Origin of the sequence: Pseudomonas sp. PH1b (assembly GCF_000633395.1) — a bacterium.
Lineage (GTDB): Bacteria > Pseudomonadota > Gammaproteobacteria > Pseudomonadales > Pseudomonadaceae > Aquipseudomonas.
Map to the genome: position 1 here is coordinate 406,513 of NZ_AYMU01000004.1, position 25,491 is coordinate 432,003.

The 25,491-nt window shown below is 63.3% G+C and carries 23 protein-coding genes and 1 tRNA gene; 9 read left to right on the plus strand and 15 right to left on the minus strand.

The window, feature by feature from the left end:
• The first annotated feature begins 84 nt into the window (after window positions 1-84).
• The 3 genes from U873_RS0108705 to U873_RS0108715 all read left to right on the plus strand — a co-directional run bounded on the left by U873_RS0108705 (window position 85) and on the right by U873_RS0108715 (window position 4,448).
• Window positions 85-1,656, plus strand: a complete 1,572-nt coding sequence (locus U873_RS0108705; RefSeq protein WP_025127877.1) for an APC family permease — start codon at window positions 85-87, stop codon at window positions 1,654-1,656.
• A 32-nt stretch (window positions 1,657-1,688) separates the two neighbouring features.
• Window positions 1,689-3,266, plus strand: coding sequence for an aldehyde dehydrogenase (NADP(+)) (locus U873_RS0108710; protein WP_025127878.1), 1,578 nt, complete (start codon window positions 1,689-1,691; stop codon window positions 3,264-3,266).
• A 171-nt stretch (window positions 3,267-3,437) separates the two neighbouring features.
• On the plus strand, window positions 3,438-4,448 hold the full coding sequence (locus U873_RS0108715) for an Ldh family oxidoreductase (protein ID WP_025127879.1): 1,011 nt from the start codon (window positions 3,438-3,440) through the stop codon (window positions 4,446-4,448).
• Between the two features lie 63 nt (window positions 4,449-4,511).
• Here the strand turns inward: U873_RS0108715 and U873_RS0108720 are convergent, their stop codons facing one another.
• Window positions 4,512-6,671, minus strand: a complete 2,160-nt coding sequence (locus U873_RS0108720; protein ID WP_025127880.1) for a TonB-dependent siderophore receptor — start codon at window positions 6,669-6,671, stop codon at window positions 4,512-4,514.
• A 233-nt stretch (window positions 6,672-6,904) separates the two neighbouring features.
• Between U873_RS0108720 and U873_RS0108725 the strand changes: the two genes are divergently transcribed.
• Window positions 6,905-7,441 carry a GNAT family N-acetyltransferase gene (locus U873_RS0108725; protein ID WP_025127881.1) on the plus strand — a complete coding sequence of 179 codons (537 nt, stop codon included), beginning with the start codon at window positions 6,905-6,907 and terminating at the stop codon, window positions 7,439-7,441.
• Between the two features lie 72 nt (window positions 7,442-7,513).
• Here U873_RS0108725 and U873_RS0108730 read toward each other — a convergent pair whose 3' ends face one another.
• On the minus strand, window positions 7,514-7,888 hold the full coding sequence (locus U873_RS0108730) for a hypothetical protein (protein WP_025127882.1): 375 nt from the start codon (window positions 7,886-7,888) through the stop codon (window positions 7,514-7,516).
• 584 nt (window positions 7,889-8,472) lie between these two features.
• Window positions 8,473-9,219 carry a DUF1501 domain-containing protein gene (locus U873_RS0108735; RefSeq protein WP_371261287.1) on the minus strand — a complete coding sequence of 249 codons (747 nt, stop codon included), beginning with the start codon at window positions 9,217-9,219 and terminating at the stop codon, window positions 8,473-8,475.
• On the opposite strand from U873_RS0108735, the gene U873_RS0108740 reads away from it, so the two are divergent.
• A complete protein-coding gene (locus U873_RS0108740) occupies window positions 9,168-10,943 on the plus strand; it encodes a sensor domain-containing phosphodiesterase (RefSeq protein ID WP_025127884.1) in 1,776 nt (591 codons plus the stop codon). The two genes, U873_RS0108735 and U873_RS0108740, sit on opposite strands and share 52 nt — an antisense overlap.
• A 25-nt stretch (window positions 10,944-10,968) precedes the next feature.
• Here U873_RS0108740 and U873_RS0108745 read toward each other — a convergent pair whose 3' ends face one another.
• Window positions 10,969-11,697 (minus strand): class I SAM-dependent methyltransferase, encoded by a 729-nt coding sequence (locus U873_RS0108745; RefSeq protein WP_025127885.1) that lies wholly within the window; start codon window positions 11,695-11,697, stop codon window positions 10,969-10,971.
• Window positions 11,698-11,959: 262 nt separating this feature from the next.
• Here U873_RS0108745 and U873_RS0108750 point away from each other — a divergent pair, with 262 nt between their 5' ends.
• On the plus strand, window positions 11,960-12,385 hold the full coding sequence (locus U873_RS0108750; RefSeq protein WP_256244315.1) for an SMI1/KNR4 family protein: 426 nt from the start codon (window positions 11,960-11,962) through the stop codon (window positions 12,383-12,385).
• A gap of 162 nt (window positions 12,386-12,547) precedes the next feature.
• Here the strand turns inward: U873_RS0108750 and U873_RS0108755 are convergent.
• The 5 genes from U873_RS0108755 to U873_RS0108775 form a co-directional block, all read right to left on the minus strand.
• Window positions 12,548-12,621, minus strand: a tRNA-Gly gene (locus tag U873_RS0108755).
• 156 nt (window positions 12,622-12,777) lie between these two features.
• Complete coding sequence (locus U873_RS0108760; RefSeq protein WP_025127887.1) at window positions 12,778-13,662, minus strand: alpha/beta fold hydrolase; 885 nt, start codon at window positions 13,660-13,662, stop codon at window positions 12,778-12,780.
• A 324-nt stretch (window positions 13,663-13,986) separates the two neighbouring features.
• Window positions 13,987-14,679: a pseudouridine synthase gene (locus U873_RS0108765; protein WP_025127888.1), complete on the minus strand. Its 693-nt coding sequence runs from the start codon at window positions 14,677-14,679 to the stop codon at window positions 13,987-13,989.
• A 33-nt stretch (window positions 14,680-14,712) separates the two neighbouring features.
• Window positions 14,713-14,931, minus strand: coding sequence for a cysteine-rich CWC family protein (locus U873_RS0108770; protein WP_025127889.1), 219 nt, complete (start codon window positions 14,929-14,931; stop codon window positions 14,713-14,715).
• Window positions 14,924-16,411 (minus strand): sensor domain-containing diguanylate cyclase, encoded by a 1,488-nt coding sequence (locus U873_RS0108775; protein ID WP_025127890.1) that lies wholly within the window; start codon window positions 16,409-16,411, stop codon window positions 14,924-14,926. Before U873_RS0108775 ends, U873_RS0108770 begins: the two co-directional genes overlap by 8 nt.
• A 325-nt stretch (window positions 16,412-16,736) precedes the next feature.
• Here U873_RS0108775 and U873_RS35075 point away from each other — a divergent pair, with 325 nt between their 5' ends.
• Entirely contained in the window at window positions 16,737-16,970 is a 234-nt protein-coding gene (locus tag U873_RS35075) for a hypothetical protein (RefSeq protein WP_081818623.1), read from the plus strand.
• A gap of 276 nt (window positions 16,971-17,246) precedes the next feature.
• Window positions 17,247-17,651, plus strand: coding sequence for a hypothetical protein (locus U873_RS35080; RefSeq protein WP_081818621.1), 405 nt, complete (start codon window positions 17,247-17,249; stop codon window positions 17,649-17,651).
• A 114-nt stretch (window positions 17,652-17,765) separates the two neighbouring features.
• Here the strand turns inward: U873_RS35080 and U873_RS0108785 are convergent, their stop codons facing one another.
• Window positions 17,766-18,878, minus strand: a complete 1,113-nt coding sequence (locus tag U873_RS0108785) for an enoyl-CoA hydratase/isomerase family protein (protein WP_025127891.1) — start codon at window positions 18,876-18,878, stop codon at window positions 17,766-17,768.
• A 132-nt stretch (window positions 18,879-19,010) separates the two neighbouring features.
• On the opposite strand from U873_RS0108785, the gene ung reads away from it, so the two are divergent.
• Window positions 19,011-19,703: a uracil-DNA glycosylase gene (ung, locus tag U873_RS0108790; RefSeq protein ID WP_025127892.1), complete on the plus strand. Its 693-nt coding sequence runs from the start codon at window positions 19,011-19,013 to the stop codon at window positions 19,701-19,703.
• Window positions 19,704-19,774: 71 nt separating this feature from the next.
• On the opposite strand, the gene U873_RS0108795 is transcribed toward ung, so the two are convergent.
• From U873_RS0108795 to U873_RS0108815, 5 genes are all read right to left on the minus strand, one after another.
• Entirely contained in the window at window positions 19,775-20,800 is a 1,026-nt protein-coding gene (locus U873_RS0108795) for an AbrB family transcriptional regulator (RefSeq protein WP_025127893.1), read from the minus strand.
• Entirely contained in the window at window positions 20,793-22,307 is a 1,515-nt protein-coding gene (locus U873_RS0108800; protein WP_025127894.1) for a tripartite tricarboxylate transporter permease, read from the minus strand. Before U873_RS0108800 ends, U873_RS0108795 begins: the two co-directional genes overlap by 8 nt.
• A 1-nt stretch (window position 22,308) precedes the next feature.
• Window positions 22,309-22,767, minus strand: coding sequence for a tripartite tricarboxylate transporter TctB family protein (locus U873_RS0108805; protein WP_025127895.1), 459 nt, complete (start codon window positions 22,765-22,767; stop codon window positions 22,309-22,311).
• Window positions 22,768-22,825: 58 nt separating this feature from the next.
• Complete coding sequence (locus U873_RS0108810) at window positions 22,826-23,812, minus strand: tripartite tricarboxylate transporter substrate binding protein (RefSeq protein ID WP_025127896.1); 987 nt, start codon at window positions 23,810-23,812, stop codon at window positions 22,826-22,828.
• A gap of 161 nt (window positions 23,813-23,973) precedes the next feature.
• Window positions 23,974-25,266, minus strand: coding sequence for an OprD family porin (locus tag U873_RS0108815; protein WP_025127897.1), 1,293 nt, complete (start codon window positions 25,264-25,266; stop codon window positions 23,974-23,976).
• Window positions 25,267-25,491: the final 225 nt, after the last annotated feature.

The following is a 25,491-nucleotide window of genomic DNA, read 5'->3' on the forward strand; positions in this document are numbered from 1 at the left end:
GTACGGTGCTGCAAGCGTCGGACGCTCTCGCCGACGTGACATTAGATCTGCCTATACCAATAACCCCAAAAAAGGCGCAGCCCCATGTCAGGCAAAGGCAAGTTCAAGCAACAACTCTCTCTGGTGGACCTGACCTTCATCGGTCTGGGTGCGATCTTCGGTTCCGGCTGGCTGTTCGCTGCCAGCCACGTCTCGGCGATTGCCGGGCCGGCGGGCATCTTCTCCTGGCTGCTGGGCGGTTTTGCCGTGCTGCTGCTGGGCATTGTCTATTGCGAACTGGGAGCGGCGCTGCCCCGAGCCGGTGGCGTGGTGCGCTACCCGGTGTTCTCCCACGGGCCATTGCTGGGCTACCTGATGGGGTTCATCACCCTGATCGCCTTTTCCAGCCTGGTGGCGATTGAGGTGGTGGCGGCCCGGCAATACGCTGCGGCCTGGTTTCCGCTGCTGACCCATGAAGGTTCGAGCAATCCGACGATCATCGGCTGGCTGTTGCAGTTCGCGCTGCTGTGCCTGTTTTTCTGGCTCAACTACTACAGCGTCAAGACCTTCGCCAAATCCAACAACTTCATCAGCCTGTTCAAGTTCATCGTGCCGCTGCTGGTGATCGGGGTGCTGTTCACCTTCTTCAAGCCGGACAACTTCCACGTCCAGGGCTTTGCCCCGTTCGGGTTGTCGGGGATCGAGATGGCGGTCTCGGCCGGGGGCATCATCTTTGCCTACCTGGGGCTGACGCCGATCATTTCCGTGGCCAGTGAAGTGCGCAACCCGCAGCGCACCATTCCCATCGCCCTGATCCTCTCGGTGCTGCTCTCGACCCTGATCTACGGCCTGTTGCAACTGGCGTTCCTGGGCAGTATTCCCACAGAGATGCTGGCCAACGGCTGGAGCGGCATCAGCAAGGAATTCTCCCTGCCTTACCGCGACATCGCCCTGACCCTCGGGGTCGGCTGGCTGGCCTACCTGGTGGTGGCCGACGCAGTGATCTCCCCCAGCGGCTGCGGCAACATCTACATGAACGCCACGCCGCGGGTGATCTATGGCTGGGCCCGCACCGGGACCTTCTTCAAGGTCTTCACCCGCATCGACGAGCAGTCCGGCATTCCACGTCCGGCGCTGTGGCTGACGTTCGGCCTGTCGGTGTTCTGGACCCTGCCGTTCCCGTCCTGGGAGGCGCTGATCAATGTGGTTTCGGCGGCCCTGGTGCTGAGCTACGCGATAGCCCCGGTCAGCGTTGCGGCCTTGCGCAAGAGCGCACCCCAACTGGCGCGACCGTTTCGGGTGCGGGGCTTTGCCGTGCTGGGACCGGTGTCCTTCGTGATCGCTGCGCTGATCGTCTACTGGTCCGGTTGGGGCACGGTGTCCTGGCTGCTGGGGCTGCAGATCCTGATGTTCGTGATCTACCTGCTGTGTCGGCGCCTGGTGCCCACCGAGCACCTGAGCCTGGGGGAGCAGGTGCATTCGTCGCTGTGGCTGATTGCTTTCTACGCCCTGACCATCCTCATTTCCTACCTGGGCAGCTTCGGCGGCATCGGCACCCTGGCGCACCCCTACGACACCCTGACCGTCACCCTCATGGCCCTGTGCATCTACTACTGGGGCGCCAACACCGGAGTACCGAGCGCCAAGCTGGTACTGGACGGCGATGAGCCGGAATGAATCCGGCCACTTTCAAGCAGACGAGGTTATCCATGGCTGTTACTGGACAGATGTTGATCGGCCACAGCGCCACCTTGGGGCAACGGGGTTCGTTCCAGGCGCTGGCGGCTGCCAGCGGCGAGGAGCTGCCACCGCTGTTCGGCGGTGCCAGCGAGGCGGATCTTGCCCGTGCCTGCGCCCTGGCGCAGGCCGCGTTCGAGCCCTATCGCCAGAGCACACTGGCGCTGCGAGCGGCGTTTCTGGAAAGTATCGCGAGCAATATCCTGGCCCTCGGTGAGGCGCTGATCGAGCGCTGCCAACTGGAGACCGGCTTGCCCCGGGCCCGCCTGGAGGGCGAGCGCGGGCGTACCGTCGGCCAGTTGCGATTGTTTGCGGCGGTGGTCCGCGAGGGTGGTTTTCTCGGGGTGCGGATCGATCCTGCGCAACCGGCGCGCGAGCCTCTGCCCAGGGTCGACCTGCGCCTGCGCCAGATCGGCCTGGGGCCGGTGGCGGTGTTTGGTGCCTCGAACTTCCCCCTGGCGTTTTCCGTGGCCGGCGGCGACACCGCCTCGGCCCTGGCGGCGGGGTGCCCGGTGATCGTCAAGGCTCATTCAGCGCACCCCGGCACCTCGGAGCTGGTGGGGCAGGCGATCGTAGCCGCCGCGCAAAGCCACGGGTTGCCGGAGGGGGTGTTTTCACTGCTGTTCGACAGTGCCCGCAGTATCGGCCAGGGACTGGTGGCCGACCCGCGAATCAAGGCCGTGGGCTTCACCGGATCGCGCACTGGCGGGGTCGCGCTGATGCAGATCGCCGCTGCTCGCGCGGAACCGATCCCGGTGTACGCCGAGATGAGTTCGATCAACCCCGTGCTGTTACTGCCCCATGCGCTGGAGTCGCGAGCGGAGTCGATCGCCGCGGCGTTCGTCACTTCCCTGACCCAGGGGGCCGGCCAGTTTTGCACCAATCCGGGGTTGCTCCTGGCGGTGGAAGGGCCGGCTCTGCAGCGCTTTGAAGCGGCCGCCGCCTCGGCCCTGGGCCAGGTGTCGGCGCAGACCATGCTCACGCCGGGCATTCACCACAGTTACTGCCAGGGCGTTGCCGCGCTTGCCGAGCATGCCCAGGTGCAGACCCTGGCCCGAGGGCTGGCGGGGCAGGGCAACCAGGCCTGTGCGGCCTTGTTCGCCACCTCGGCCGAAGCCTTCTTGGGCTCGCCGGAGCTGCGTGAGGAGGTCTTTGGCCCCGCTTCGCTGATCGTTCGTTGTGCGAACCCTGCAAGCTTGCAGCAGGTGCTGCTGGGCCTGGAGGGCCAACTGACCATTGCCTTGCACCTGGATGACGGCGACCACCCCCAGGCCCGGGCGTTGCTGCCGCTTCTGGAGCAGAAGGCCGGGCGCTTGCTGGTCAACGGCTTTGGCACCGGCGTCGAGGTGGCCCATGCCATGGTCCATGGCGGCCCGTTTCCCGCCACCTCCGACAGCCGCAGCACCTCGGTGGGCAGCCTGGCGATCCAGCGCTTTCTGCGTCCGGTGTCTTACCAGGACCTGCCCGAGGCACTGCTGCCCCTGGAGCTGCACGAGCGCAATCCGCTGCGGGTGCCGCAGTCGATCAATGGCCAGCAGCCGGGCGGCTGAGCGTGCCTCGTCGAGAGGGCGATGCCGGTCGGCGCGAGTGCTTGCGCGAGGCGCCGGTATGCCCTCTGCGATGGCCTGCTGGTGCAGTGTTCTGGTTGGCACGGCAGGCGCTTTTTCCCTCCGAAAACTCTCCCACAGGAGCGTTCACCCACCTGCCATAGAGGTTCCACCATGTCTGACTCCATCACCCTGTCACTGGACGAAGTCCAGGCCCTGTCCTTCCAGGTACTGAGCCGGCACGGGCTGTCCGAGGCCCACAGCCGGGCAATCGCCGAGGTCATCACCCAGGGGCAGCGTGACGAATGCCACTCCCATGGCGTGTATCGCCTGCTGGGCTGCGTACGCTCGGTGCGCGAAGGCAAGATCGACCCTCGGGCCGAGCCCAGCCTGCGCCATATCTCCCCGGGGGTGCTGGAGGTGGATGCCCATTACGGCTATTCCCTGCTGGGTTTTCATAGCGGTTTGCCGCTGCTGGCCGAAAAGGCCCGCAGCCAGGGCATCGCCGCCATGGTGATCAAGCGCTGCTTTCATTTTTCCGCCCTGTGGCCCGAGGTCGAGGCGATTGCCGCCACCGGGCTGGTGGGCCTGGCGATGAACCCCAGCCACAGTTGGGTGGCCCCGGCCGGTGGCCGTCACCCGGTGTTCGGCACCAACCCCCTGGCCTTCGCCTGGCCACGCCCGGGGGGCAATCCCTTTGTCTTTGATTTCGCCACCAGCGCCATTGCCCGCGGTGATATCGAGCTGCATGCCCGCCAGGGCAAACCCATTCCCAGCCACTGGGCCATCGATGCCGAGGGACAGCCGACCACCGACGCCAAGGCCGCGCTGGAGGGGGCCATGCAGACCTTTGGCGGGCACAAGGGCTCGGCCCTGGCGGCGATGATCGAACTGCTGGCCGGGGCCCTGATCGGCGATCTGACCAGTGCCGAGTCCATGGCGTTCGACGAGGGGGTAGGCGCCACGCCCTGTCACGGCGAGCTGGTGCTGGCCTTTGATCCCAAGGTGTTTTTGGGGGCGGACTATCAGGCGGGGCTGGAGCGGGCGGAAGGATTGTTCGCGGGGATTGCCCGGCAAGGGGCGCGGTTGCCGTCTCAGCGGCGTTTTGAAGCCAGGGCCCGGAGCCTGGAGCACGGGGTGCAGATTCCCCGAGCATTGCTGGAAGAGATTCGCGGGCTGCTCTAGGGCCTGTTCGCCGGCAAGTCGGCTCCTACGGATGGGGTAGGAGCCGGCTTGCCGGCGAAAGCGTCAGAAGCGAACGTTGGCCGCCAGCTCCGCGGAACGTCCCGGGGCGACGGTGGCAAACATCCCGACGTGGGAGGCGTCGTAGTAGGTCTCGTCGGTGAGGTTGAGCACGTTGAGCTGCAGGTCCAGGTTCTTGTTCACCCGATAGGCGACCATGGCGTCGTAGCGCCAGTAGGAATCGAGGCTCTTGGTGTTTTCATCGTTGGTGTAGCGCTTGTCCACATAGTTGGCGCCGCCGCCGATCTTCCAGCGGTCGGTGAGCGCGTAGGTGGTCCACACCGAGCCGCTGTTGGGGGCGATGAACTTGGCACGGTTGCCATCGTAGTTGGTGTCTTTGCCGGAGGCGTACTTGACCGTCTTGGCATCCAGGTAGGTGTAGCCGGCCATCACTTCCCACTGGTCGGTGAGGTGGCCGGTGGCGCCCACTTCAAAACCTTTCACCTCAACGTCGCCGTCCAGGGTGACCTCATTGCTGATCGGGTCGTAGGTCCGGGCGTTGGTCTTCTCGGTCTTGAACACCGCGGCGGTCAGGGCCAGGCGTTCGTTGAGCAGGTCCCACTTGGTGCCCAGCTCGATGCTGCGGCTCTTTTCCGGGTCCAGGTTGCTCAGCCGTCCGCCTGCGGCGCCGTCGGCACCGCCCGATTGCCCGGCGGTTTCCCCCGAAGGGTTGAACGAGGTGCCGTAGGACAGGTAGATGCTGCCGTAGGGCAGGGGCTTGAAGACGATGCCGCTCTGGTAGGTCCAGATGTTGCTGCGGTTGCTCTGTGTATTGTCGCGCACGTGATAGTTGTCAAAGCGTGCCCCCAGGTTCAGGTCCCATTGCTCGTGCAGGGCCAGGGTGTCCATGACGTAGAGAGCACGGTTGTTGTGCTTGGTGACGCTGTGGTTGCCATTACCCCGTGCCACAGGCGCGTAGGGATCCTTTGGGTTGGGGTTTTCCAGGCTGCCCGGGTCACTGCCTTTGGGTGAGTAGCGATTCTTGACATCGATCCGTTCGCGGGAGAACTCGACCCCGGCGCTGTAGCTGTGGCCGATGGAGCCGGTATCGAACTTGCCGAAGATATCGGTCTGGTTGATGGTCGAGGTGTTGACCACGTTGCGCCCACGGGCCGGGCCACGCAGTACGACACCCGTGAGTTCGTTCTGCGCGGAGCCAAGCGTCGGCCGGCTCATGATGTAGTCCTGCATGCTGCGGCCCTGGCGCGTGGTGTTGCGCAGAGTCAGGTGTTCACTGAAGTCGTGCTCCAGTTGCAGGGTCGCAAGATCAGCCGAGGTCTTGCGGAAGTCACGCTTGGCAAAACCGTAGAAGTTGTCGCGGTCGACCTTGACTGGTTTGCCGGTGATTTCCGAGACCGGGTGCCCCTGGTCGGGAATGTCGTCGCTTTGCATGTGGTAGTAGCTGAGGGTACCGCGGGTATCGGTGTTCAGGCCGAAGGAAAAACTTGGCGCCAGGCCCCAGCGACTGACTTCGACATCGTCGCGCCCGGGGGTATCGGCCTCATGCTTCATGGCGTTCAGGCGCAGGGCCATGTTCTGCTCGGGCAGGTACTGGTTGAGGTCAATGGTGGTGCGGCGCAGCTGGTCGGTGCCCAGGCTCAGGCTGCCGGCTGCGAAGGTTTCCTGCTGGGGCACCTTGCTGATCAGGTTGATGCTGCCGCCGGTCGAGCCCCGTCCCGAATAGGCCGAGCCCGGGCCTTTGACGATCTCGATCTGTTCGACGTTGAAGGCTTCGTGGGTCATGCGGCCGACGTCGCGGATGCCGTCGATCATGATGTCGGTGCTGGCCTCGAAACCACGGATGAACGGACGGTCACCCAGCGGCGTGCCGCCTTCGCCGGCACCGAAGGTGATGCCCGGCGTGGTCCGCAGGGCGTCGGCCAGGGTCGAGACTGCGCGTTCCTGCATCAGCGATTCGGTGATGATGGTCACCGACTTGGGTGTCTCGCGCAGGGGCGCGGTGAACTTCACCGAGTCGGATGTCTCGCGCTTGTAGCCGGGCTTGTGCTCGCCCTGGACGTGGGTGGTGCCGAGGTTCAGCGCTTCGGCGTTGGATTGACGCTGGGTCTCTTCAAGCGTGGCTCCCAGGCTGGCTTCGCTGAGGGCCATGAGACCGAGGGAGGTGGACCACAACTTCCATGGTTGTGGGCGGGCAGGACTGGACATTGGGATAAAGCCTCCGTTTTATTTGGAAGCGATTCTCATGTGCGAATTCATATCATTCAATCAGATACTTCTGAACAATCGTGTCGAAAAGTGTATGTGTGAATCTGCATCGGGGGCCGGCCCTTGCCTCATTGGCCCTGGGGAGTTGGACCGGCTGCAGAATCTTGCGCTGGATGCTTTGCTTTTATTTTGCGTTGCGTTCTGATGGGCGACCCACCACCAGGAGATCAGGGATGAACCTGCATTTTGAAACCTCCAACCTGTTGTTGCGTCCACGCACCCTGGAACATTTCCAGGCCTGCCTGAGCATGGACCAGGACCCTGAAGTCAACCGTTTCATCCCGGGAACCTGGGACGGCGGGACCTGGCACCGGGATTTTTTGCACTCGCGCATGACCGAGGATTTTGGTGAGCGTTGCGGTTACTGGGCGATCTTCGCCAAGGACGCTCCGGATGAATTGCTGGGCTGGGTGTCGTTCATTCCCTTCGATGCCGTTGGGCCCGAGCTGGAGATGGGCTGGCGCCTGGTGCGGCAGGCCTGGGGGCGAGGATTTGCCTCGGAGGCGGCGCGACGGATCGTCGAGCATGCGTTTGCCGATCCGGGGGTGGAACGGATAGTTGCCGATGCCCATGTCGATAATGGCGCCTCCTTGGCGGTGGCGCGCAAGATCGGTTTTCGTTTCAGTCACGATGCCGATTTCGAAGGCTTGCCTTGCCGCTTCTTCGACATGACCCGTGAAGATTTTCTTCAGCGCCGCGCTGCGGTCTGAGTGCTGGCCGGCGCTTGCATTGGCCAGGACAGGGGCGCCTTGATCGGCACCCCTGTGGTTTCAGCCATTGGCTCAGAGGTGGCGGCTGACCCACCACAGCACCAGGAAGGCGATGCCGGCCGCCAGGGCCGACAGCTGGAACAGGTTGATCAGCCACTTCAAGCCCAGGGGGAAGTTCTTGTAGTCGCGCACGTCCATGCCACCGTTGCGCAGAAACAGGTGGGGCATGGCGAACAGGCCGCCGATGCACACCAGCATGAACAGGCGGCTGAGGGGGTCCTTGCCCAGCAGGGGCATGCGAATCGAGATGACGCGGCAGCGAGCCAGGTGCTTGACCATGTCGTCGATCCTGAAATAGCCCAGGTAGACCTGGATCACCAGGGACACCAGTCCGGACATGACCACCAGAATCCAACCCGCGGTATAAATATCTTTGGCGTTACACATATCTATTCAGTGACCTCCTCACGTTTCACGACCAGGCGTTTGGCGTATCTCTCCTTCAATGAGCCCTGGCACGCAGGGCAGCCGACCACCATAACACCCCCGAGCCTGGACTGGGCGCAAGGGACTTGGGGCCCGGGTTGCAATGTCCGGGCCGCGCCGTATGGAGAATGTGAGAAGGACCCTAGAAGGTTGGCGTTGTTGTTGCCATGGGACGAGTACCAAAGAGCCGAGCGCGTTTGAGCTTCACGCCAGAGGGCGACCGGGCTGTCGAGGCTCGTAGAGGCCTTGTGTTAGCCGATGATCACCCTGGCGTTGTCTGTCGCTCATGCATGTCAGCGTCGTGAGCGGTGACGGCTTCAGCGTGGCCCGTGATCCTGGATTGTTGATTGCAGGTTCAGCAACCCGACAGTCTCGAGCTGTTAAAACGTCTGCACGCCAAGCAGGAGCTGGGCGCTGACAAGGGGGCAAAAGTGGCTCACCGGATTCGTACCCGACGTTGAAGTCCGATCCGGTCCATTCGGTTTAACCAGCAGAGCGATCCCAAGGATCGCTCTTTTTTTGTCGGGTGATTCTCGGCAGGCCTTTCAGACCAGTCCCAGGGTTACAGGCCGGGCGCCGGGGAATACGCTCTGCAATTGAGCGCTGGAAAGCCCCCAGGCATGGCCCAGCAGGCCTCCGAGCAGATCTCGGTAGTTGTTGAGCACCGGATAGTCGCGATTTTGCAGCAGGCTCTGGGCGTTGACAGCCACCTGTTCCCCGGCGATCCGCCCGCCGCGAACCCCGCCACCCAGCACCCAGTACACCGTGCCATGGCCGTGATCGGTGCCCTTGGCACCATTCTCGCGAAAGGTCCGTCCGAACTCCGAAACCACCACCACGAGGCTGTCCTGCCAGTGTTCGCCCATGGCTTCGGCGTAGGCCAGCAACCCCTGTCCGAGGCTGGCCAGATTGTTGGCCAGGGGGCCATGAGTGCTGCCCTGGTTGACGTGGGTATCCCACCCGTTTGCGCGAGATGAACCGGGCGCAGGCCGGCTCCCAGGCCTCTTGGTGTTCGATGTCCAACGCTCTAGATCAGTTGTTTCAACGGGCCCTTCCCGACCTTGCCGTCGACCGTTCGTCCGACGGATGGAATTGGCAAGCACTAGTCTCTGCGTCATGCTGTCGACGGATGTCGTAATGCCACTATTTTGGACTCGACCCATTTCCCCAGTGGCGTTTTCCCTCTGCGATGTTGAGATAGGTTTTCTGATGATTGTGTTGATCCTGTCCGAGGCGCGGTATGCCCGATAAGGCGTTGGCCGAAGAGCAGCGCCTGGCTGCCCTGTATGCATTGGAGTTGCTGGACACGGCCCGGTGCGAACGCTTTGATCGTATCTGCCGTCTGGCCGCGGAATACTTCAAGGTGCCCACGGCGCTGATCACCCTGGTGGATCGCGACCGACAGTGGTTCAAGTCGCGGGTCGGCTTCGTTGCCGAACAGACTCCCATCGATCAGTCCTTTTGCGCCTACACGGTCAAGTCCGATGAGGTCTTCGAGGTAAGCGATGCCCGCCAGGATGTGCGTTTCCACGCCAACCCGCTGGTCACCGAGGAGCCGGGGATCGGCTTCTATGCCGGCGCACCGCTGATCACCTCCACCGGTCACGCCATCGGCAGCCTGTGTGTGATCGACAAGCAGCCGCAATGCCTGAACGCCGCCGAGCGCCAGCATTTGCGTGACCTGGCCTCGCTGGTGATGGAGCAGATAGAGCAGCGCCAGCGCCTCACCCGTCGCGACCCGGTCAGTGGCTTGCCCAACCGTGAACAATTCCAGAGCGATCTGTACGACCTGGCGGAACAGCATCCCGGAGAAAGCCGCGTGCTGGTGCTGGTGGATGCGGTGGACATGACCGTGGCCCATGAGCTGACCCTGGCGATGGGCATGGCGCCGTTCGAAATCATTGTGCGTTTTCTCGCCCAGCAACTGCTGACCTACCTGGGACGGCATGTGCGGGTGTATCACGTCACGGTCAAGCGCTTCGGTTTCCTGCTGCCGGTCGGCCCCGGGATCGAGCGTTTTCTCGAGGGCCTGGTGCGGCGATTGCGGCGCCAGCCGCCGGGGCTCGAGCTGCCGATGATCCCCGGGGTCTGCGCGGGGACGGTGGAGTTTTCCACGGACCGCGACGCGGTGCCGGACGTGCTGCGCAAGGCCATGTTCGCCCTGGAACTGGCGACCCTGAATCGCAGTACCTGGGCGCCCTATGACGTGGTGCGGGACCAGGCCTATCGGCGTGCCTTCAACCTGGCTTCGGACATCAGCGAAGCCCTCGACAGCGGGCAGGTCTACCTAATGTTCCAGCCGCGCTTCGCCTTGCCCGACGGCGCCCAGGTCAGCGCCGAGGCCCTGATCCGCTGGGACCATCCGTGGCTGGGGCCGATTTCCCCGGCGGAGTTCATTCCAGTCATGGAGCGCAATGCCCTGATCCACCGGGTGACCCACTGGGTGATTAACGCAGTGCTGCACAAGTTGCACACCTGGGACTCTGGCAATGTGCAGCGCCTGTCGATCAACCTCTCGCCCCAGGATTTCGAGGACCAGGACATCGCTGATGTGCTCAGGGATGCCTGCCGGCGTCACGGCATTGCCCCCCAGCGCCTCGAGGTGGAAATCACCGAAGGCGCCTGGCTGCGCTCCAACCCCCGGGTGCTGGATCAGTTGAGCAAGATCCGGGCGTTGGGCATGGACGTGGCCATCGATGATTTCGGCACCGGCTACAGCAACTTCGCCTACCTGCACCAGATTCCAGCCAATGTGGTGAAGCTCGACAAATCAATGGTCACCGACCTCGAGAGCAGCGCCCAGCACCAGAAGATCACCCGCTCGGTCATCGCCCTGGCCAGGGAGCTGGGCTATCGCACCGTGGCCGAAGGCATCGAGAGTTTCAAATGCCTGCAGATGCTGCGGGCCTTTGGCTGCGACGAAGCCCAGGGCTATTACCTGGCCCGGCCCATGGCTCAGGAAAAATTCCTCGCTCGCAGCGGGGCCGGGCGCTTTCCGTTGCAGGGGGGTGGCTAGAAGCCGGCAACGAGCGATGGCTGCCTCAACGTTGGGCAGCCACCAGCAGCAGCATTGGCCGTTCCCGCTCTTCTTCCAGCGCCGGTTGATCGAGCACCTGCTGCGCCGTGGGGCCCCACTCTTCGACATGACGAATGCTGAACCCTGTGTCGATCAGAGTGTTGAGCAGGGTGCCCAGGGTCCGGTGCTGCTTGATCACGCCTTCCGCCAGCCAATGGGTCACGCGCTCGCCTTCCTGCTGGTAGCTGTCCAGCGGCCAGGACTTGCGGCCCTGGTCATCCACCCGCCAACCCGGGTTGCGCGGAGCCATGAAGATCGGGTGCTCGATGGAGAACACCAGGCGCGCCCCGGGTACCAGGGCGGCATGGAGTTGGCTGAACAACCCGCGCAAGTCCTTGATGTAATGCAGGGCCAGGGAACTGTAGGCCAGGTCGAAGCTGCAGGTGGGCAGGCTCAGGTGTTCCAGGTCGGCCCGCTGATAATCGATGTTGGAGGCCGAGGTGCTGGCGCGGGCGTTCGCCAGCATCTTTTGCGAAACGTCCAGGCCCAGTATCTGCTGGGCTCCCTGTTCGCTGGCCCAGCGGCTGAACCAGCCGTAGCCACAGCCCAGGTCCACCACCTTGAGACCGTTCATGGCAGGCAGCAGGGCCTGCAGGGCCGGCCATTCCGGTGCCGCATCGAGGCCGCCGAGAGAGCGGCCCATCTGGCTGTAGCCCTGAAAAAAGGTTGGATCGTCGTAAATGTTCTGGGTCATGTAGCGTTTCCTTCAGACTCGTGTGCAGCCGTGGTCTCGGGCGGAGGATGCAAAAGACGTGGCTGAGGATTTTCCTCTGACCCTGTCACGGCGGATTTTCACTCAGTGTGGGTTATGCATTATCGTGCGCCACGCCTCAAACGATCAGCGTCGTCATCGACACCAACCCCACCGATACCGGTGGGTGATCGCCTGTAGGGGCCAACCGAATTCCCCGAACCCGGGTCTGTACCCTAAGCGAGGTATCGTGGGCAAAGCGAGAGTGATAGGCACGACAATAGAGGCCATTCATGCTGCCGAGACGGCATTGGGGCGAACCTTGCCCAGGTCGTTTGTGAACTGGCTGCTGGAGCACAACGGCAGGGCGCTGGGCGGCCTGGAAGTGTTTCCTGTCTTTGACGCGCGTGATCCCCGCAAGACCTGGGAGTCGATAGTCCGGCATTTCCAGCAGGGCTGGCAGGCCTGGCAAGACAGCTTCTGCGGTATTGCCCTCGACTTCTCCAGCCTGCTGCCGTTCGCTCAATTCGGTACGGGCGACTATTACTGCTTCGACTACGCGGTACTGGGCGACGCCGGTGAGCCGGTCGTGGTGCTTTGGTCCCATGAGACGGGTCGAACCTGCGTCGTTGCGGATGGCTATACCGCTTTCTTGGCCAATCCTGATCGGCTGTGCCAGGCGCCTGGCTGATGCGCCCTTGGCAAAGGTCGATGCTGAAACAGCGGCACCCCGATCATCTGCATGAGGCGTGGGCTGGATTCGCTAGGTTTGCTGCTGGGGGAGAGAAGATCGTTTGAATGAACGACTTGAGAAGCTTCTACAGATATCTGCGCAAACCGCAGATTGGGGAAGTGGAGCGGGTGAAGGGAATCGAACCCTCGTTATCAGCTTGGGAAGCTGGAGTAATGCCATTATACGACACCCGCTCGAACGGCTGACTTTGTACCAGATATGGCCAGGGATTTGAAGTTTTTCTTTATCTGACTTGTGCTTGCGCGTTTCTCTGGGGCGTTGCAGATCCGTCAAACAGCCAGAAAACCGTAGGCTTTCAAGGCTGGCTGACGGTCTGCGCTAACGCTATTTCAGATGGCCAGTGCATGCTGATCCTGAGGCTGGTGGGGACGCAAACGACCGTCGTGCTGACCCGGCCTGAGGAACTCCAGCAGTGCCTGGCGGCTGTCGCGGCAGGCTGCCTTGTGTTCCATGTCGAGAAAGTGACCGGTGGCCCGAATGGTGCTGAAGCTGGAATGCGGCACATGGTTGGCGAACAACCGAGCGTCGTTGGCCGAGGTATATTCGTCCCATTCGCCGTTGACGAACAGCACCGGGACCTGGATGTTCTTCGCCGCCTTGAGGTAGCACTGGCGGTCGCTGTTGAGCACATGGCTGATGTGGAAGTGCATCTGCCCGTATTCATGCTCGGCCAGGCTGCTGACGTGGCGATAGTTGAAGCGCTTGAACAGCGACGGCAGGTGCTTGCCGATGGTGTCGTTGACCAGGTGCCCGACCCGGTGGCGGTCGAGGTTGCCCAGGTAATCGACGCCACGCTCCAGGTAGTCGCGCATCGGTTCGTTGATCACCGGCGAGAATGAGCTGATCACCGCCTTCTCGATACGCCGCGGGCGCTGGGCCAGGGCCTGCAAGGTGGCGGCACCGCCCCAGGAGAACGACAGCACATGCTCGGCGCAGAAGTGTTCGATCAGCTCCAGCAGGATCTGCCCCTCGACTTCCTTGGTGAGCATCCGTTCGTGCTTGTTGTGGATCTTGGACCGGCCGGCGTACGGCTGGTCGTAGAGCACCACGTTGAACTGCGGGTGAAGGTTTTTCACGGTCTGGGCAAAAGACGCAGTGGTGGCCATCGAGCCGTTGACCAGAATGATGGTCTTGTCTGCGGCTTCTGCGCGATAGAACTCCGTGTAAACCCGATACTGACCTTGTATATCCAGCACAGCGATTTCTGGCCTCATGTCATAAGACTCCTGGCAAGCGGGTATGCGCGCAACTCGAGTGTGCGCGGGCAATGTGACAGGTAGGCATACGCCTGGAATCGGAGCCCATGTCGATCCGGTAAGGCAGATCGACGGGTGTTGTTATAGGCGGGCGGTTTACCGGGGGAATGCAGAGCAGGCAGGGCTCAGGCCGGCAAAAGGTTTCTTAGATGTGTGGTGGTGACTGATCGGTCACAATTCGGCCGACGGACTGATTCAAGCAGGGCATCGGTGAACCTGCAAGTGCATTGGACAAATTGTTCGACAGCTTCTGCCCAGCGGTCATGCACCGGGGCCGGGTCGTCAGATCAGGCGGATTTCATCACCGCTCAGGGCCCGGTATTCGCCCGGTGCGAGGCGTTCGTCCAGGGTCAGCGGGCCCATGCGTTCCCGGTGCAGGCGCACGACCTTGTTGTTGAAGTGACCGAACATGCGCTTGACCTGATGGTAGCGGCCTTCGACGATGCTCAGTCTGGCACTGCGGGGGCCGAGGATCTGCAGGTCCGCGGGCAGGGTGGTGAGGTCCTCGAAGGCGAAATACAGACCCTGGGCAAAGGTCTCGATGTATTCCGGGCCAATCTCCTGTTCGGTCTCCACGTAGTACAGCTTGGGCAGTTTGGTCTGGGGTTGGGTCAGGCGCCGCGACCAGCTGCCGTCGTTGGTGATCAGCATCAGCCCGGTGGTGTTGTAGTCCAGGCGCCCGGCGATGTGCAGCTCTTGCGGGTCCGGCTCGTGGAGCAGATCCAGCACGGTTCTGTGCTCGGGGTCGCGGGTGGCGCTGACGCAGCCCATGGGCTTGTGCAGCATGAAATAGCGCGCCGGTTTGCCGGCCTGGAGCACTTCCTCATCCAGCTCTACGCGACTGAACTCGCGGACTTCGGCCTTGGGATCGGCCACCGGCTGGCCGTCGATGCGGATGCGGCGTTGCACCAGCAACAGGCGCACCTGCTGACGGTTGAAACGGGGCAGGTTGCTGAGGAAGCGGTCAATGCGCATGGTGATCGGCGGCTGGGGGCATGGTGAGGTGATTCAGGAGCGCGGCAAGGTGCCGGCGCGCAACTGCGCATCGACCCCAGCGCAACGGGGGCACAGGCAGGAGCGGTTGCGCAGTTGTGGCGGCAAGGCTTCGATGATGGCCGGATCGATGCTCACGCTGTAGCACCAGCAGGCTTGGTCCGCCGTGCGCGGGTCGGCCAGGGTGCAGTCGTTGCGGGCACCGCAGGCCGGGCAGAGTTCAGGTTCATTCATGGCTGGAGTGAGGCATTTCCACGCAGGTTCGATTACGTCCACCCTGCTTGGCACGGTACATCGCATGGTCGGCACGGGACAGCAGGCTGTGCAGGGTGTCTTCCGATTGCAGAGCGGTCAAGCCGATGCTGACGGTCAGTTGCAAGGGTTGCCCTTCATAGTAGTAGCGCTGCTGCTCGGTGAGCAGACGGATTTTCTCGGCGATCTCCAGGGCGATGCTGCCTTTGGTGTCCTTGAGCAGGACGATGAACTCCTCGCCGCCCCAGCGGCAGACGATGTCGGACTGACGCAGGCAGTCCTGCAGGTCCCGGGCGAAACCACTGAGCACCTGGTCCCCGGCCAGGTGGCCGTAGGTGTCGTTGAGGCGCTTGAAATGATCCAGGTCCAGCAGCAAGGCGCAGAGGGGCGTGAAGTCGCGCCGTGCCTCCAACAGGGCCTGGGCTGCCAGCAGGTCGAAACCGCGGCGGTTGGGCAGCCGGGTCAGGCTGTCGAGGGTGGCCTGGGACTCGATCCTGCGCTGGTAGCGGCGCACCACGGCGCTGAGCAGGATCAGGACAATGGCGGTGATCACCAGGCAGATCAGCAGGTTCAGGTACAACGACTGGCGAATGCTGTTCAGGGCGCCGTCTTCTCGCTTGTCGACGAACAGGTACCAGTTCAGTTCCGGAATGAAGCGCACGTTGAGAAAGTGCCCCTGGCCCTGGACCGAGTATTCATAGCTGCCGCTATGGGGCTTGGGCAGTTGGGCCATGAGTTCCTTCAGGCTGTCGAGGTCGTGCAGGGACTGGCCGCTGCGAGCACCCTGGGGCCCGCCGTCGGCCCCGGTAAGGACGATGCGGCCGAAGGTGTCGACGAAGTACACACTGCGCTGGTAGCGCTGCTGGTACTTGTCGATCAGCTTGATCACCGCGTCCACGGTCAAGCCGACCCCGGCCGCACCGATGAAGCGGTCCTGATAGTCGTAGACCTTGTAGTTGATGAAGAAGGTCAGCTTGTCCTGGTTGGCCAGGTCCGGGTCGACGTTGATCTCGTAGGGCGTGGCCATGTCGCGCACGCGAAAGTACCAGGCGTCCCGCGGCTCATCGACCTTGACCTTCTTCAGCACGCCCTTGGCCTGGTAGTAGGTGAGGCTGGTGTTGGAGACAAAGAACGCGGTGTAGGCGGCGTAGTGGGTCATGACCTCGTTGAGGTAGCGGGTCATCTGGCTGGGGTCGCGTTCGCCGGCCACCACCCAGTCACGCATGAAGGTGTCGCGGGCCATCATCGATGAGATGAGGACCGGTCGTACCAGGTCCTTCTGGATTTCCGAGTACACCGTGTCGGAGGTCAGCGGCAGTTCGGTGTTGACGATGCTGTCGCGAATCGAGTCCCGCGAGGCGTAGTAGCTGAGCAGCGAGGTGGCGAGAAAACCACTGCCCAGCAGAGCGATCAGGACCAGCACCAGGGATCGTTGTGAATACAGGGGAGAACGAAGCAGCATGGTGATTCCGTGATAGTGGCCCAATGACGCATTCTAGTGGCAGCGCTGGAAAATAACTTGCTGATCACGGCATGAAATTGTCTCGGGATTGACACCAATGATGGGCTCGAGAAATGCCTATGGGGCTGTCTCCCGGTATTGCTGCAAGGCGCTTGTCGTCCAGTGGCGGTGCTGCAGATGCCACCGGTCGGGCGGGTAGGAGGTGTGGCGTTGCGCGACGCACCGCAGGGGCTTTTTGCAGTCTGATGTGATGTCAGTCATCGCCGTATCGGCTGACGCTGCCCAGCTTCGCTGGCGCGGCTTGCATGCGGCCCGGGAGGCGGCCATGTTCCGTCGAATCCTGTTCGGTGTCGTGCTTGGGTTGAGTCTGTCTGCCTGTGTGCCCTATTACGTCGGTCCGGGTTATTACCGCAGCGATGTGTACGCGGTGCCGGGTCCTTACTACTACGGGGGCGGGCCTTATTATCGAGGCTGGTACGGCCCCCACTATTACCGTCCGTACCATTACGGCGGCTACGGTCCGCGCTATTACGGTGGCTACCGGCGCTGGCACCACTAGTCGACGACAAGAGCCATGCAACAGGCCTGGGTCCCAGGGGGGGGCAGGGGGCTAGAGGTCGAGTGTCATTGCAAGCAGCGGCGTTCTGGCAGCAGGCGCCGCTTTTTTGTGACGCTGGAAAACCGCCGCGAATGGTTGCCGCGGGACTTGTATCAATGTGTTGCTAAAATCGCACCCGACGGGGTTTTCGCGGTCAGATGTTGCGTCAGTCAGCCATTGCTGATTGCCGCCTGCCAGCGTCGCTGGTGTGGCTTCTTCGCGGTCCAGGAGGCCGCCATGTATCGCCGACTTCTACTGATTGCATTACTGGGTCTGAGTCTTTCTGCCTGTGCTCCCTATTACGGTGGAGGTTCCGGCTACTACAGCTCAGAGGTCTATAGCGCGCCTGCGCCGACCTATTACTACGGCGGCGGGTCTTCCTATTACTCCACGGGCCGCAACTACTACCCGCCGCGCTACTACGCCCCGGCCCCGCGTTATTACCAACCGGCGCCACGCTACTATCAGGCACCACGTGCGGTGTACCGGCCTTATCCGAACCAGGGATGGGGAAACCAGAACCGACACAGTTGGAACAGCAATGGCGGCAATCGGGACTGGGGCGGTCACGGTGGCCGAGACAATCATGACCGTGGCGACCGTGGCCGGGGTGATCATGGTCGGGGCGGTCGTGGCCATTGATACCGAGGCTTGAGCGCTGGTTGCCGCCACGGCAAGCGGGCCGGGCGGCATCAGCAGGCGGGGGACGCTTGTGCTCCGTGCGGAGCCTTCAGTACAGGCTCCGCAGCAGTGCTTTCAATAATCGCTCAGGTCCGCCAGCGGATGGCGGCCTTCCCAGGCTTTGTGGAAGTGTGCCTCCACCACTGCCTCGGGAACGTTGTTGATGTCCGACCAGTGCCAGTGTGGCTGATGATCCTTGTCGATCAGGCGTGCACGCACCCCCTCCGCAAACTCCGGATACCGGCAGCAGTTCAGGCTCAAGGTGTATTCCATCTGGAACACTTCGGCCAGGGACAGGTGGCGGGCACGGCGAATCTGTTCCCAGACCAGGTGCGCGGTCAGCGGGCAGCCTTCGGCAAGGGTCTTGGCTGCGCGGCTGTAGAGCGGGTCACCGTGGTTCTGCAGCTGGCTGATGGCCCGCCAGGCACAGGCCACGTCGCTGACATCCAGCCATTGGTCAATCTGCTGCCGGCGTGGCAGCCACTGGGCTTCGGGCATCTGGCCCAGGGCTTCCTGTTGCAAGGCCTTGAGCAGGCTATTGAGTTGCCGCGGGGTCTGCTCCTGCCAGTTCAGTTGCAGCAGGCCCTCGATCAGTGCCTCTTGCTGGTCGTCCAGCAGAAAACGGTCGGCGAGGTTCAGGTCCAGGGCATCGCGGCCATTCATCTGGGCGCCGGTCAGGCCGAGAAACAGCCCGAGCTTGCCGGGCATTCGCGAGAGGAACCAACTGGCGCCCACATCGGGATACAGGCCGATGCTGATTTCCGGCATCGCCAGGCGGCTGCTGGGGGTGACGATACGAATCCCAGCGCCTTGCAGCAGGCCCATGCCGCCGCCCAGCACATAACCATGGCCCCAGCAGATCAGCGGCTTGGGGTAGGTGTGCAGGCGATAGTCGAGACGGTATTCCGCGGCGAAGAATTGCCCGGCCAGGGGCGGCACCTCACCGGGGTGGGCCAGGCAGGCCTGGGCCAGGCTGCGCACCTCGCCACCGGCACAGAAAGCCTTGGCGCCGTTGCCGCGCAACAGCACGCAGACCACTTGCGGGTCCTTGGCCCAGGTGTCGAGGTGCTCAGCCAATGACTGGATCATCGGCAGCGACAGGGCGTTCAGGGACTTTTCCGCGTCCAGGGTTGCGATGGCGATGCGTGCGCCATCGGTGCCGGTGAGTTCTTCGACGTGCAGGTTCATCGTGACCTCGATGGAAAATAGGAGCGATCAGTATGATCGCTGTGAGGGAAAGTGCCGGTTATGTGTCAGATCAATTGACAAGCGAAGTCGGCTTTCCTAGGGTGCGGCCATTGTTTTTTCACGGGCATGGCCATGACTGCTGACGATCGTATCAAACTCGAACCGAGCTGGAAGGAGGCGCTGCGTGCCGAATTCGAGCAGCCTTACATGTCCGAACTGCGGGAGTTCCTGCGCCAGGAACATGCCGCCGGCAAGGAAATCTATCCGCCGGGCCCGATGATTTTCAACGCCCTGAACTCCACGCCGCTGGATAAGGTCAAGGTGGTGATTCTCGGCCAGGACCCGTACCACGGGCCGGGCCAGGCCCATGGGCTGTGCTTCTCGGTGCAGCCGGGCGTACCTGCGCCACCCTCGCTGGTGAACATCTATAAAGAGCTCAAGCGCGACCTGAACATCGACATTCCCAACCACGGCTACCTGCAAAGCTGGGCCGAGCAGGGCGTGCTGATGCTCAACACCACCATGACCGTGGAGCGGGCCAACGCCGCCTCCCATGCGGGCAAGGGCTGGCAGTTTTTCACTGACCGGATCATCGAGGTGGTCAGCGAGCACCAACCGCACCTGGTGTTCCTGTTGTGGGGCGCCCATGCCCAGGGCAAGCAGAAGCTGATCGACGCCACCAAGCACCTGGTACTGACCTCGGTCCATCCTTCGCCGTTGTCCGCTTACCGAGGCTTCCTTGGCTGCGGGCATTTCAGCCGCACCAACAAATTCCTCGAACAGAACGGCGAAACACCGATCGAGTGGCGCCTGCCTCCGGTTTGATCGAGGCCCTTTCGCCGGCAAGCCGGCTCTTTAAGCCCCTGTAGGAGCCGGCTTGTCGGCGAACAAGGTTCTCAGTCCCTGTTCCAATGCCGAAACAACGGCTCCGCGAGAAACAGCACGAACAGCAACCGCATCACCTGCATCGCCGTCACCAGCGGCACCGACAGTTGCAGGGTCTCGGCCGTCAGGCTCATTTCCGCGATACCGCCTGGCATCATGCCCAATGTCAGCGAACGTAGATCCAGGTGGGTCAACACACTCAGGCCCAGTGCTGCGAGGCCGGCGATCAGCATGGTCAGGGCGGTGCCGACCAAGGTCCGGCCCATGAACGACGGCGCCCGGCGAAAGAACTGCCGGTTGAAGTGACAGCCCAGGCCGCTACCGATCAACCATTGGCCCACCTGGCTGGCGCCGTCGGGGAGGCCGATGTGCAGGTCCCAGGCGATGCTCACCGTAGCGCTGAGCAGCAAGGGGCCGAACAGCCAGGGGTTGGGTTGGCGCAACCGCTGCCAGAGCCAGGCCAGCAGGGCGCCCGCCGGAAACAACAGGACCAGCCACCGCCAGTCGACCGAGCTGGCATGCAGTGCGGGCGTGCCTTCTCCCAGCAGGTACTTGAACGCCGCCGGCACACAGAGCACCACCGTCAGCACTCGCAGGCTCTGCCCGGCCGCTACGCGGCTGAGCACCGCACCATTGCGCGCGCCGAGGTTGACCATCTCCCCCGAGCCCCCGGGCATGCTGGAGAAGAACGCCGTGGCCCGGTCCTCGCCGGTGCGCCGCAGCAGCCAGACCCCGACCACGCTGGACAGGCTGGTGACCAGGGCGCCGAAGAAGATCAGGCCGAAGTGGCTCAGCACCTGTTCCATCACCACCGGCGTGAAGTGCAGGCCGATGCCGATGCCCACCACCCATTGCCCGCATTTGCGCCCGCCGGGGATTTCCGCCAGTTGCCAGGGCGTCAGGCAGCGCACCAGGATGATCGCCAGCAATGAGCCGACCATCCACGGCAGCGGCCAGCCGACCTGGCTGGCGAGGTAACCGCCAGCCAGTCCCACCAGGGGCGTACCCCACCAGTGCCTGAAACTGGCTTCAGACATCGGCCACGGCACGTTGCTGGGCGGAGCGTTTGCGCCAGATGCGCAGCAGCGGCATGAGCAGCATGATGGCCGTCAGCACCCAGACCCCGACCGTGATCGGGCTCGACCAGAGGATTTCCATGGCTCCATTGGAGATCGACAGCGCCCGGCGCAGGTTCTGCTCCATCAGGCCGCCGAGGATGAAGCCCAGCAGCACCGGCGACAGCGGGAAGTCGAGCTTGCGCAGGATGTAGCCGAAGATGCCGATGCCGACCATCAGGAACAGGTCGAAGGTGGTGGCGTGCACCGCATAGACACCGATCCCGGTGATGATGGCGATCACCGGCACCAGGGCCCAGTTGGGCACCGCGAGGATGCGGGTGAAGATGCGGATCATCGGGATGTTGAGGATCACCAGCATGATGTTGGCGATGAACAGCGAAGCGATCAGGCCCCAGACGATATCCGGCTGTTGCTGGAACAGCAGCGGGCCGGGGGTGATGTTGTACAGCGACAGGGCGCCGATCATCACCGCGGTGGTGCCGGAACCGGGCACGCCCAGGGTCAGCATCGGCACCAGGGCTCCGCAGGCCGAGGCCCCGATGGCGGTCTCCGGTGCCGCCAGGCCGCGCTTGTCGCCCTGGCCGAAAGTGCCGTTGGCGCCGGCGATGCGTTTCTCGGTCATGTAGGCCACGGCGCTGGCCAGGGTTGCGCCGGCTCCGGGCAGCACGCCCATGATGAAGCCCAGCAGGCCGCAACGGATGTTCACCACGAACACCGAGGCCGCTTCCTTGAAGTTGAACATCATGCGCCCGGTGGCCTTCACCGCTTCCTGGCCGCGATGGGTCTTCTCCAGCAGCAGGAGGATCTCGCTGATGGAGAACAGGCCCAGCACCAGCACCACGAACTGGATGCCGTCGGTGAGGTGGATATTGTCCCCGGTGAAGCGGTACACACCGCTGTTGGCGTCGATGCCCACCGCCGACAGGAACAGGCCGATCAAGGCGGCAATGAAGGTCTTCAGTGGCCGATCGCCGGCCATGCCGCCGAGGCAGACGATGGCGAACACCATCAGCACGAAGTATTCCGCCGGGCCGAAGGCGATCGCCCACTTGGCCAGCAGCGGGGCGAACAGCACCATGCCGCAGGTGGCGATGAAGGCACCGATGAACGAGCTCCAGGCCGACAGCGACAAGGCCACGCCGGCCAGGCCCTTGCGCGCCATCGGGTAGCCGTCGAGGGTGGTCATCACGGTGGAGGCTTCGCCGGGAATGTTCAGCAGGATCGAGCTGATCCGGCCGCCGTATTCACAGCCCAGGTACACCGCCGCCAGCAGGATCAGCGCCGATTCCGGTGGCAGTCCGAGGGCGAAGGCAATGGGGATCAGCAGCGCCACGCCGTTGATCGGGCCCAGGCCCGGGAGCAGGCCGACCACGGTGCCGATCAGGGTGCCGGACAGGGCGGTGACCAGGTTGTACGGGGTCAGCGCGACGCCGAAGCCCTGGCCCAGATAGCTGAGGGTATCCATATCAATTCTCCAGAACGTCGAGCAGGCCGAGGGGCAGTGGCACGTCCATGACCCGGTCGAACAACCAGTAGAGGCCGACACTGAGCAGGCTGATGATCACCAGGCTGGGCAGCCAGCGGCCGCCGTAGAGCCGTGCCATCGGCACGCCGATGAGGATGCTGGCGAGGATGAACCCCAAGGGCTCGAAGGTCCCGGCGAACAGCAGGAGCAGGGCCACGCAGATCGTGATCTTGGTCAGGGTCTCGCGGTCCAGGGGCGGTTCGTCGTCGCTGTGCTTGATTGGCGCGGGGCGAAAGACCATGTACAGCAGGGCCAGCCCCATCAGCCCGAGCATCAGCAGCGGGAAGGCCCGGGGGCCCACGGGTTCATAGGAAAAGGCCGCCTGGTACGGCCAGGCCATCAAGGCCAGGCCGACACAGGCCAGTAACAGCACCGAAGCAAAAATGCGTTGGATGAGCATGGCAAACTCCTGAGCCCGGCCCGCGATGCGCGGGGGCCGGGCACTCAGTACGAAGCGGTCACTGGATCAGGCCGAACTCTTTGGCCAGGGTCTTGTAGTCGGCCACCTGTTTCTTCACGTAGGTGTCCAGTTCGGGACCGGTCATGGCGAAGGGGAACAGCTCGCGCTGGTCACGCAGCTTGGCGAACTCTTCGGAGGCCAGCAGCTTGTCGAAGGCGTCCTTCCACCAGGCGTATTCCGCGTCGCTGACCTTTGGCCCCAGGTAGAAACCGCGCACCACCGGCCAGACGATGTCGTAGCCCTGCTCCTTGGCGGTGGGGATGTCCTTCATTTCCGGCTCGTCCAGGCGCTGTTCGGAGAACACCGCCAGCAGGCGCATGTCACCGGCCTGGATGTGCGGCATGGAGTCGGAGATGTCGGTACTGCCGACCTGGATATGCCCACCCAGCAGTGCGGTGGCGATTTCGCCGCCGCCTTCCAGGGCGACATAGCGCAGGTCCCGCGGGTTGATCCCGGCGGCCTTGGCGATCAGTGCGGTCTGCATCCAGTCCTGGCTACCTACGGTACCGCCAGAGCCGATCACCACTTTGCTCGGGTCTTTCTTCAGGGCCTGGACCAGGTCGTCGAGGGTCTTGTAGGGCGAATCGCTTTTCACCGCGATGGCGCCATAGCTGGTGCCCACTGCCGCCAGCCAGCGCACCGCGCTTTCATCGAAACGGCCGAACTTGCCTTGGGCCAGGTTCAGCAGCGAGCCACTGGACCAGGCCACCAGGGTTCCGGCATCGGCCGGGCGCTGGGCCACCACCGCGTTGTAGGCCACGGCTCCAACGCCCCCGGGCATGTAGGTCACGCGCATTGGCTTGGTCAGGATCTTCTCGTTGACCAGGGCGCTCTGCGCCAGCTTGCAGGTCAGGTCGAAGCCGCCGCCGGGGGAGGCCGGGGCGATGCATTCCGGACGCTTGGGCTCGGCGGATGCCGCCAGCAATTGGCCGGCGAACAGCATGCAGCCGGCGGCGAGGGCGAGTTTACGCAATGAAAGGTCCATGATTGTCTCCACAGGAGTTGTTATCGGTATGTCCGGGTCATCCCCGACCCTTTTTTTCGTAGGCGCCGGCTGGCTGGCGAAGGGGCCCATGAGCCTTGTGCAGGACTGTGGGCCTATTCGCTGGCAAGCCAGCGCCTACGACGCAGCGAGATACAGGGGGCTTACCACAGGGCCACGCTGTAGCTCACCAGCAAGCGCACTTCATCCGCATCACGAGCCGAATAGTTGGAACGGTAGGTGGCGTTGCGCAGGCGCACGGCGACATCCTTGAAAGTGCCGCTTTGCACCACGTACTTGATCTCGGTGTTGCGCTCCCATTCCTTGCCGGTGTCGCCGTTCTTCAGGGCGATGTTGTCACCGCTGAGGTAGCGGGTCATGAAGCTCAGGCCAGGCACCCCCAGCTTGGCGAAGTCATAGTCGTAGCGGGCCTGCCAGGAACGCTCCTCGGCGCCGGCGAAGTCGTTGATCTGTACGAAGTTCACCAGGTACGGATCGCTGCCATCGACATAGGGGAAGGCGCTGTCGCCGGACATGTGTTGGTAGCCCGCGCTGAGTTTATGCCCGTTCAGGGCGTAGCTCACCAGGCCATTGAGGGACTTGTTGTCGATCTTGCCGCCCCGGGCCTGGCCCTGGTCGTCGCTGATGGCCAGGCGCAGGTCGGTGGCGAAGGTGCCAGGGCCCATGGGGCGCGAGGCCACCAGGCCGAGGAAGTGCTGGCTGTAGACATCGTCCAGCTGGGCGAAGTGGTAGCTGCCGGTGATCTTGTCGGTGAACTTGTAGTCCAGGCCGCCGAAGTTGAAGTGCTTGCCGGCCACGGTGCCGGCGAAGCGGCTGTTCTTGTTGTTGAGGCGGATGTCTTCGTAATTGCTGTCGTCGCGGTCCTTGGCCTTGTCCAGGCGGCCGCCGGTGAAGGTCAGGTTCTTGATCTCCCTGGAGGTCAGCAGGCCACCTTCGAAGGTTTGCGGCAGGATGCGCCCGTCATTGGGCTTGAGGATCGGCAACTCGGGAATCAGGCTGCCGATCTTCAGTTCGGTGGCGGAGATCTTCACCTTGCCGGTCAAGCCGAGCTTGGAGTACTGGTTGGCCGCGCGTCCGTCATCGTGGGTCGGCAGCAGGCCGGTGCCGGTGCGGTCGGGGCTGGAATCGAGCTTGACCCCAAGCATGCCCAGGGCATCCAGGCCGAAGCCCACGGTGCCTTCGGTGTAACCCGACTGCAGGTTGAGCATGAAGCCCTGGGCCCACTCGTCGCGCTTGGATTGCTGGGCACTGGTGCCGTCGCGAAAGTCGCGGTTGAAGTACATGTTGCGGGTTTCGAAGGTGGCGCTGCTGTCTTCGAAGAAGGCGGCCTGGCTGAACGGCGAGAAGCCGGCGAGGGCGGCGGCACCGGCAAGGGCGCTGGGGGTCAGACGGGAAAAACGCGCAGGCTGGGCAGCCTGAGGGTGCGAGGACGGCATCCTGGTGTACTCCGTTATTGTTCTTATTTTGACGAAAACGCTTCGAGGCGTTTTGCGGCTCGGCGGCCATCAAGGCCCGGGCAGTCGGGACTGTCCGTGACAGGACTGTAATGCGCCAACCTTTCGCTAACCTTTCAGCGCACTTTCACGGTTTTCGGGCTTCACAGCGGCGGTTGCGGCGGTACACTCCGCGCCAAAGAGTGGTACCGATAGCCCCCGGAACGA

Coding starts and splice junctions, on each gene's coding strand:
- U873_RS0108705 (WP_025127877.1), top strand. CDS start 85: ATGTCAGGCAAAGGCAAGTTCAAGCAACAACTCTCTCTGGTGGACCTG.
- U873_RS0108710 (WP_025127878.1), top strand. CDS start 1,689: ATGGCTGTTACTGGACAGATGTTGATCGGCCACAGCGCCACCTTGGGG.
- U873_RS0108715 (WP_025127879.1), top strand. CDS start 3,438: ATGTCTGACTCCATCACCCTGTCACTGGACGAAGTCCAGGCCCTGTCC.
- U873_RS0108720 (WP_025127880.1), bottom strand. CDS start 6,671: ATGTCCAGTCCTGCCCGCCCACAACCATGGAAGTTGTGGTCCACCTCC.
- U873_RS0108725 (WP_025127881.1), top strand. CDS start 6,905: ATGAACCTGCATTTTGAAACCTCCAACCTGTTGTTGCGTCCACGCACC.
- U873_RS0108730 (WP_025127882.1), bottom strand. CDS start 7,888: ATGTGTAACGCCAAAGATATTTATACCGCGGGTTGGATTCTGGTGGTC.
- U873_RS0108740 (WP_025127884.1), top strand. CDS start 9,168: ATGCCCGATAAGGCGTTGGCCGAAGAGCAGCGCCTGGCTGCCCTGTAT.
- U873_RS0108735 (WP_371261287.1), bottom strand. CDS start 9,219: ATGCATACAGGGCAGCCAGGCGCTGCTCTTCGGCCAACGCCTTATCGG.
- U873_RS0108745 (WP_025127885.1), bottom strand. CDS start 11,697: ATGACCCAGAACATTTACGACGATCCAACCTTTTTTCAGGGCTACAGC.
- U873_RS0108760 (WP_025127887.1), bottom strand. CDS start 13,662: ATGAGGCCAGAAATCGCTGTGCTGGATATACAAGGTCAGTATCGGGTT.
- U873_RS0108765 (WP_025127888.1), bottom strand. CDS start 14,679: ATGCGCATTGACCGCTTCCTCAGCAACCTGCCCCGTTTCAACCGTCAG.
- U873_RS0108770 (WP_025127889.1), bottom strand. CDS start 14,931: ATGAATGAACCTGAACTCTGCCCGGCCTGCGGTGCCCGCAACGACTGC.
- U873_RS0108775 (WP_025127890.1), bottom strand. CDS start 16,411: ATGCTGCTTCGTTCTCCCCTGTATTCACAACGATCCCTGGTGCTGGTC.
- U873_RS35075 (WP_081818623.1), top strand. CDS start 16,737: ATGTTCCGTCGAATCCTGTTCGGTGTCGTGCTTGGGTTGAGTCTGTCT.
- U873_RS35080 (WP_081818621.1), top strand. CDS start 17,247: ATGTATCGCCGACTTCTACTGATTGCATTACTGGGTCTGAGTCTTTCT.
- U873_RS0108785 (WP_025127891.1), bottom strand. CDS start 18,878: ATGAACCTGCACGTCGAAGAACTCACCGGCACCGATGGCGCACGCATC.
- ung (WP_025127892.1), top strand. CDS start 19,011: ATGACTGCTGACGATCGTATCAAACTCGAACCGAGCTGGAAGGAGGCG.
- U873_RS0108795 (WP_025127893.1), bottom strand. CDS start 20,800: ATGTCTGAAGCCAGTTTCAGGCACTGGTGGGGTACGCCCCTGGTGGGA.
- U873_RS0108800 (WP_025127894.1), bottom strand. CDS start 22,307: ATGGATACCCTCAGCTATCTGGGCCAGGGCTTCGGCGTCGCGCTGACC.
- U873_RS0108805 (WP_025127895.1), bottom strand. CDS start 22,767: ATGCTCATCCAACGCATTTTTGCTTCGGTGCTGTTACTGGCCTGTGTC.
- U873_RS0108810 (WP_025127896.1), bottom strand. CDS start 23,812: ATGGACCTTTCATTGCGTAAACTCGCCCTCGCCGCCGGCTGCATGCTG.
- U873_RS0108815 (WP_025127897.1), bottom strand. CDS start 25,266: ATGCCGTCCTCGCACCCTCAGGCTGCCCAGCCTGCGCGTTTTTCCCGT.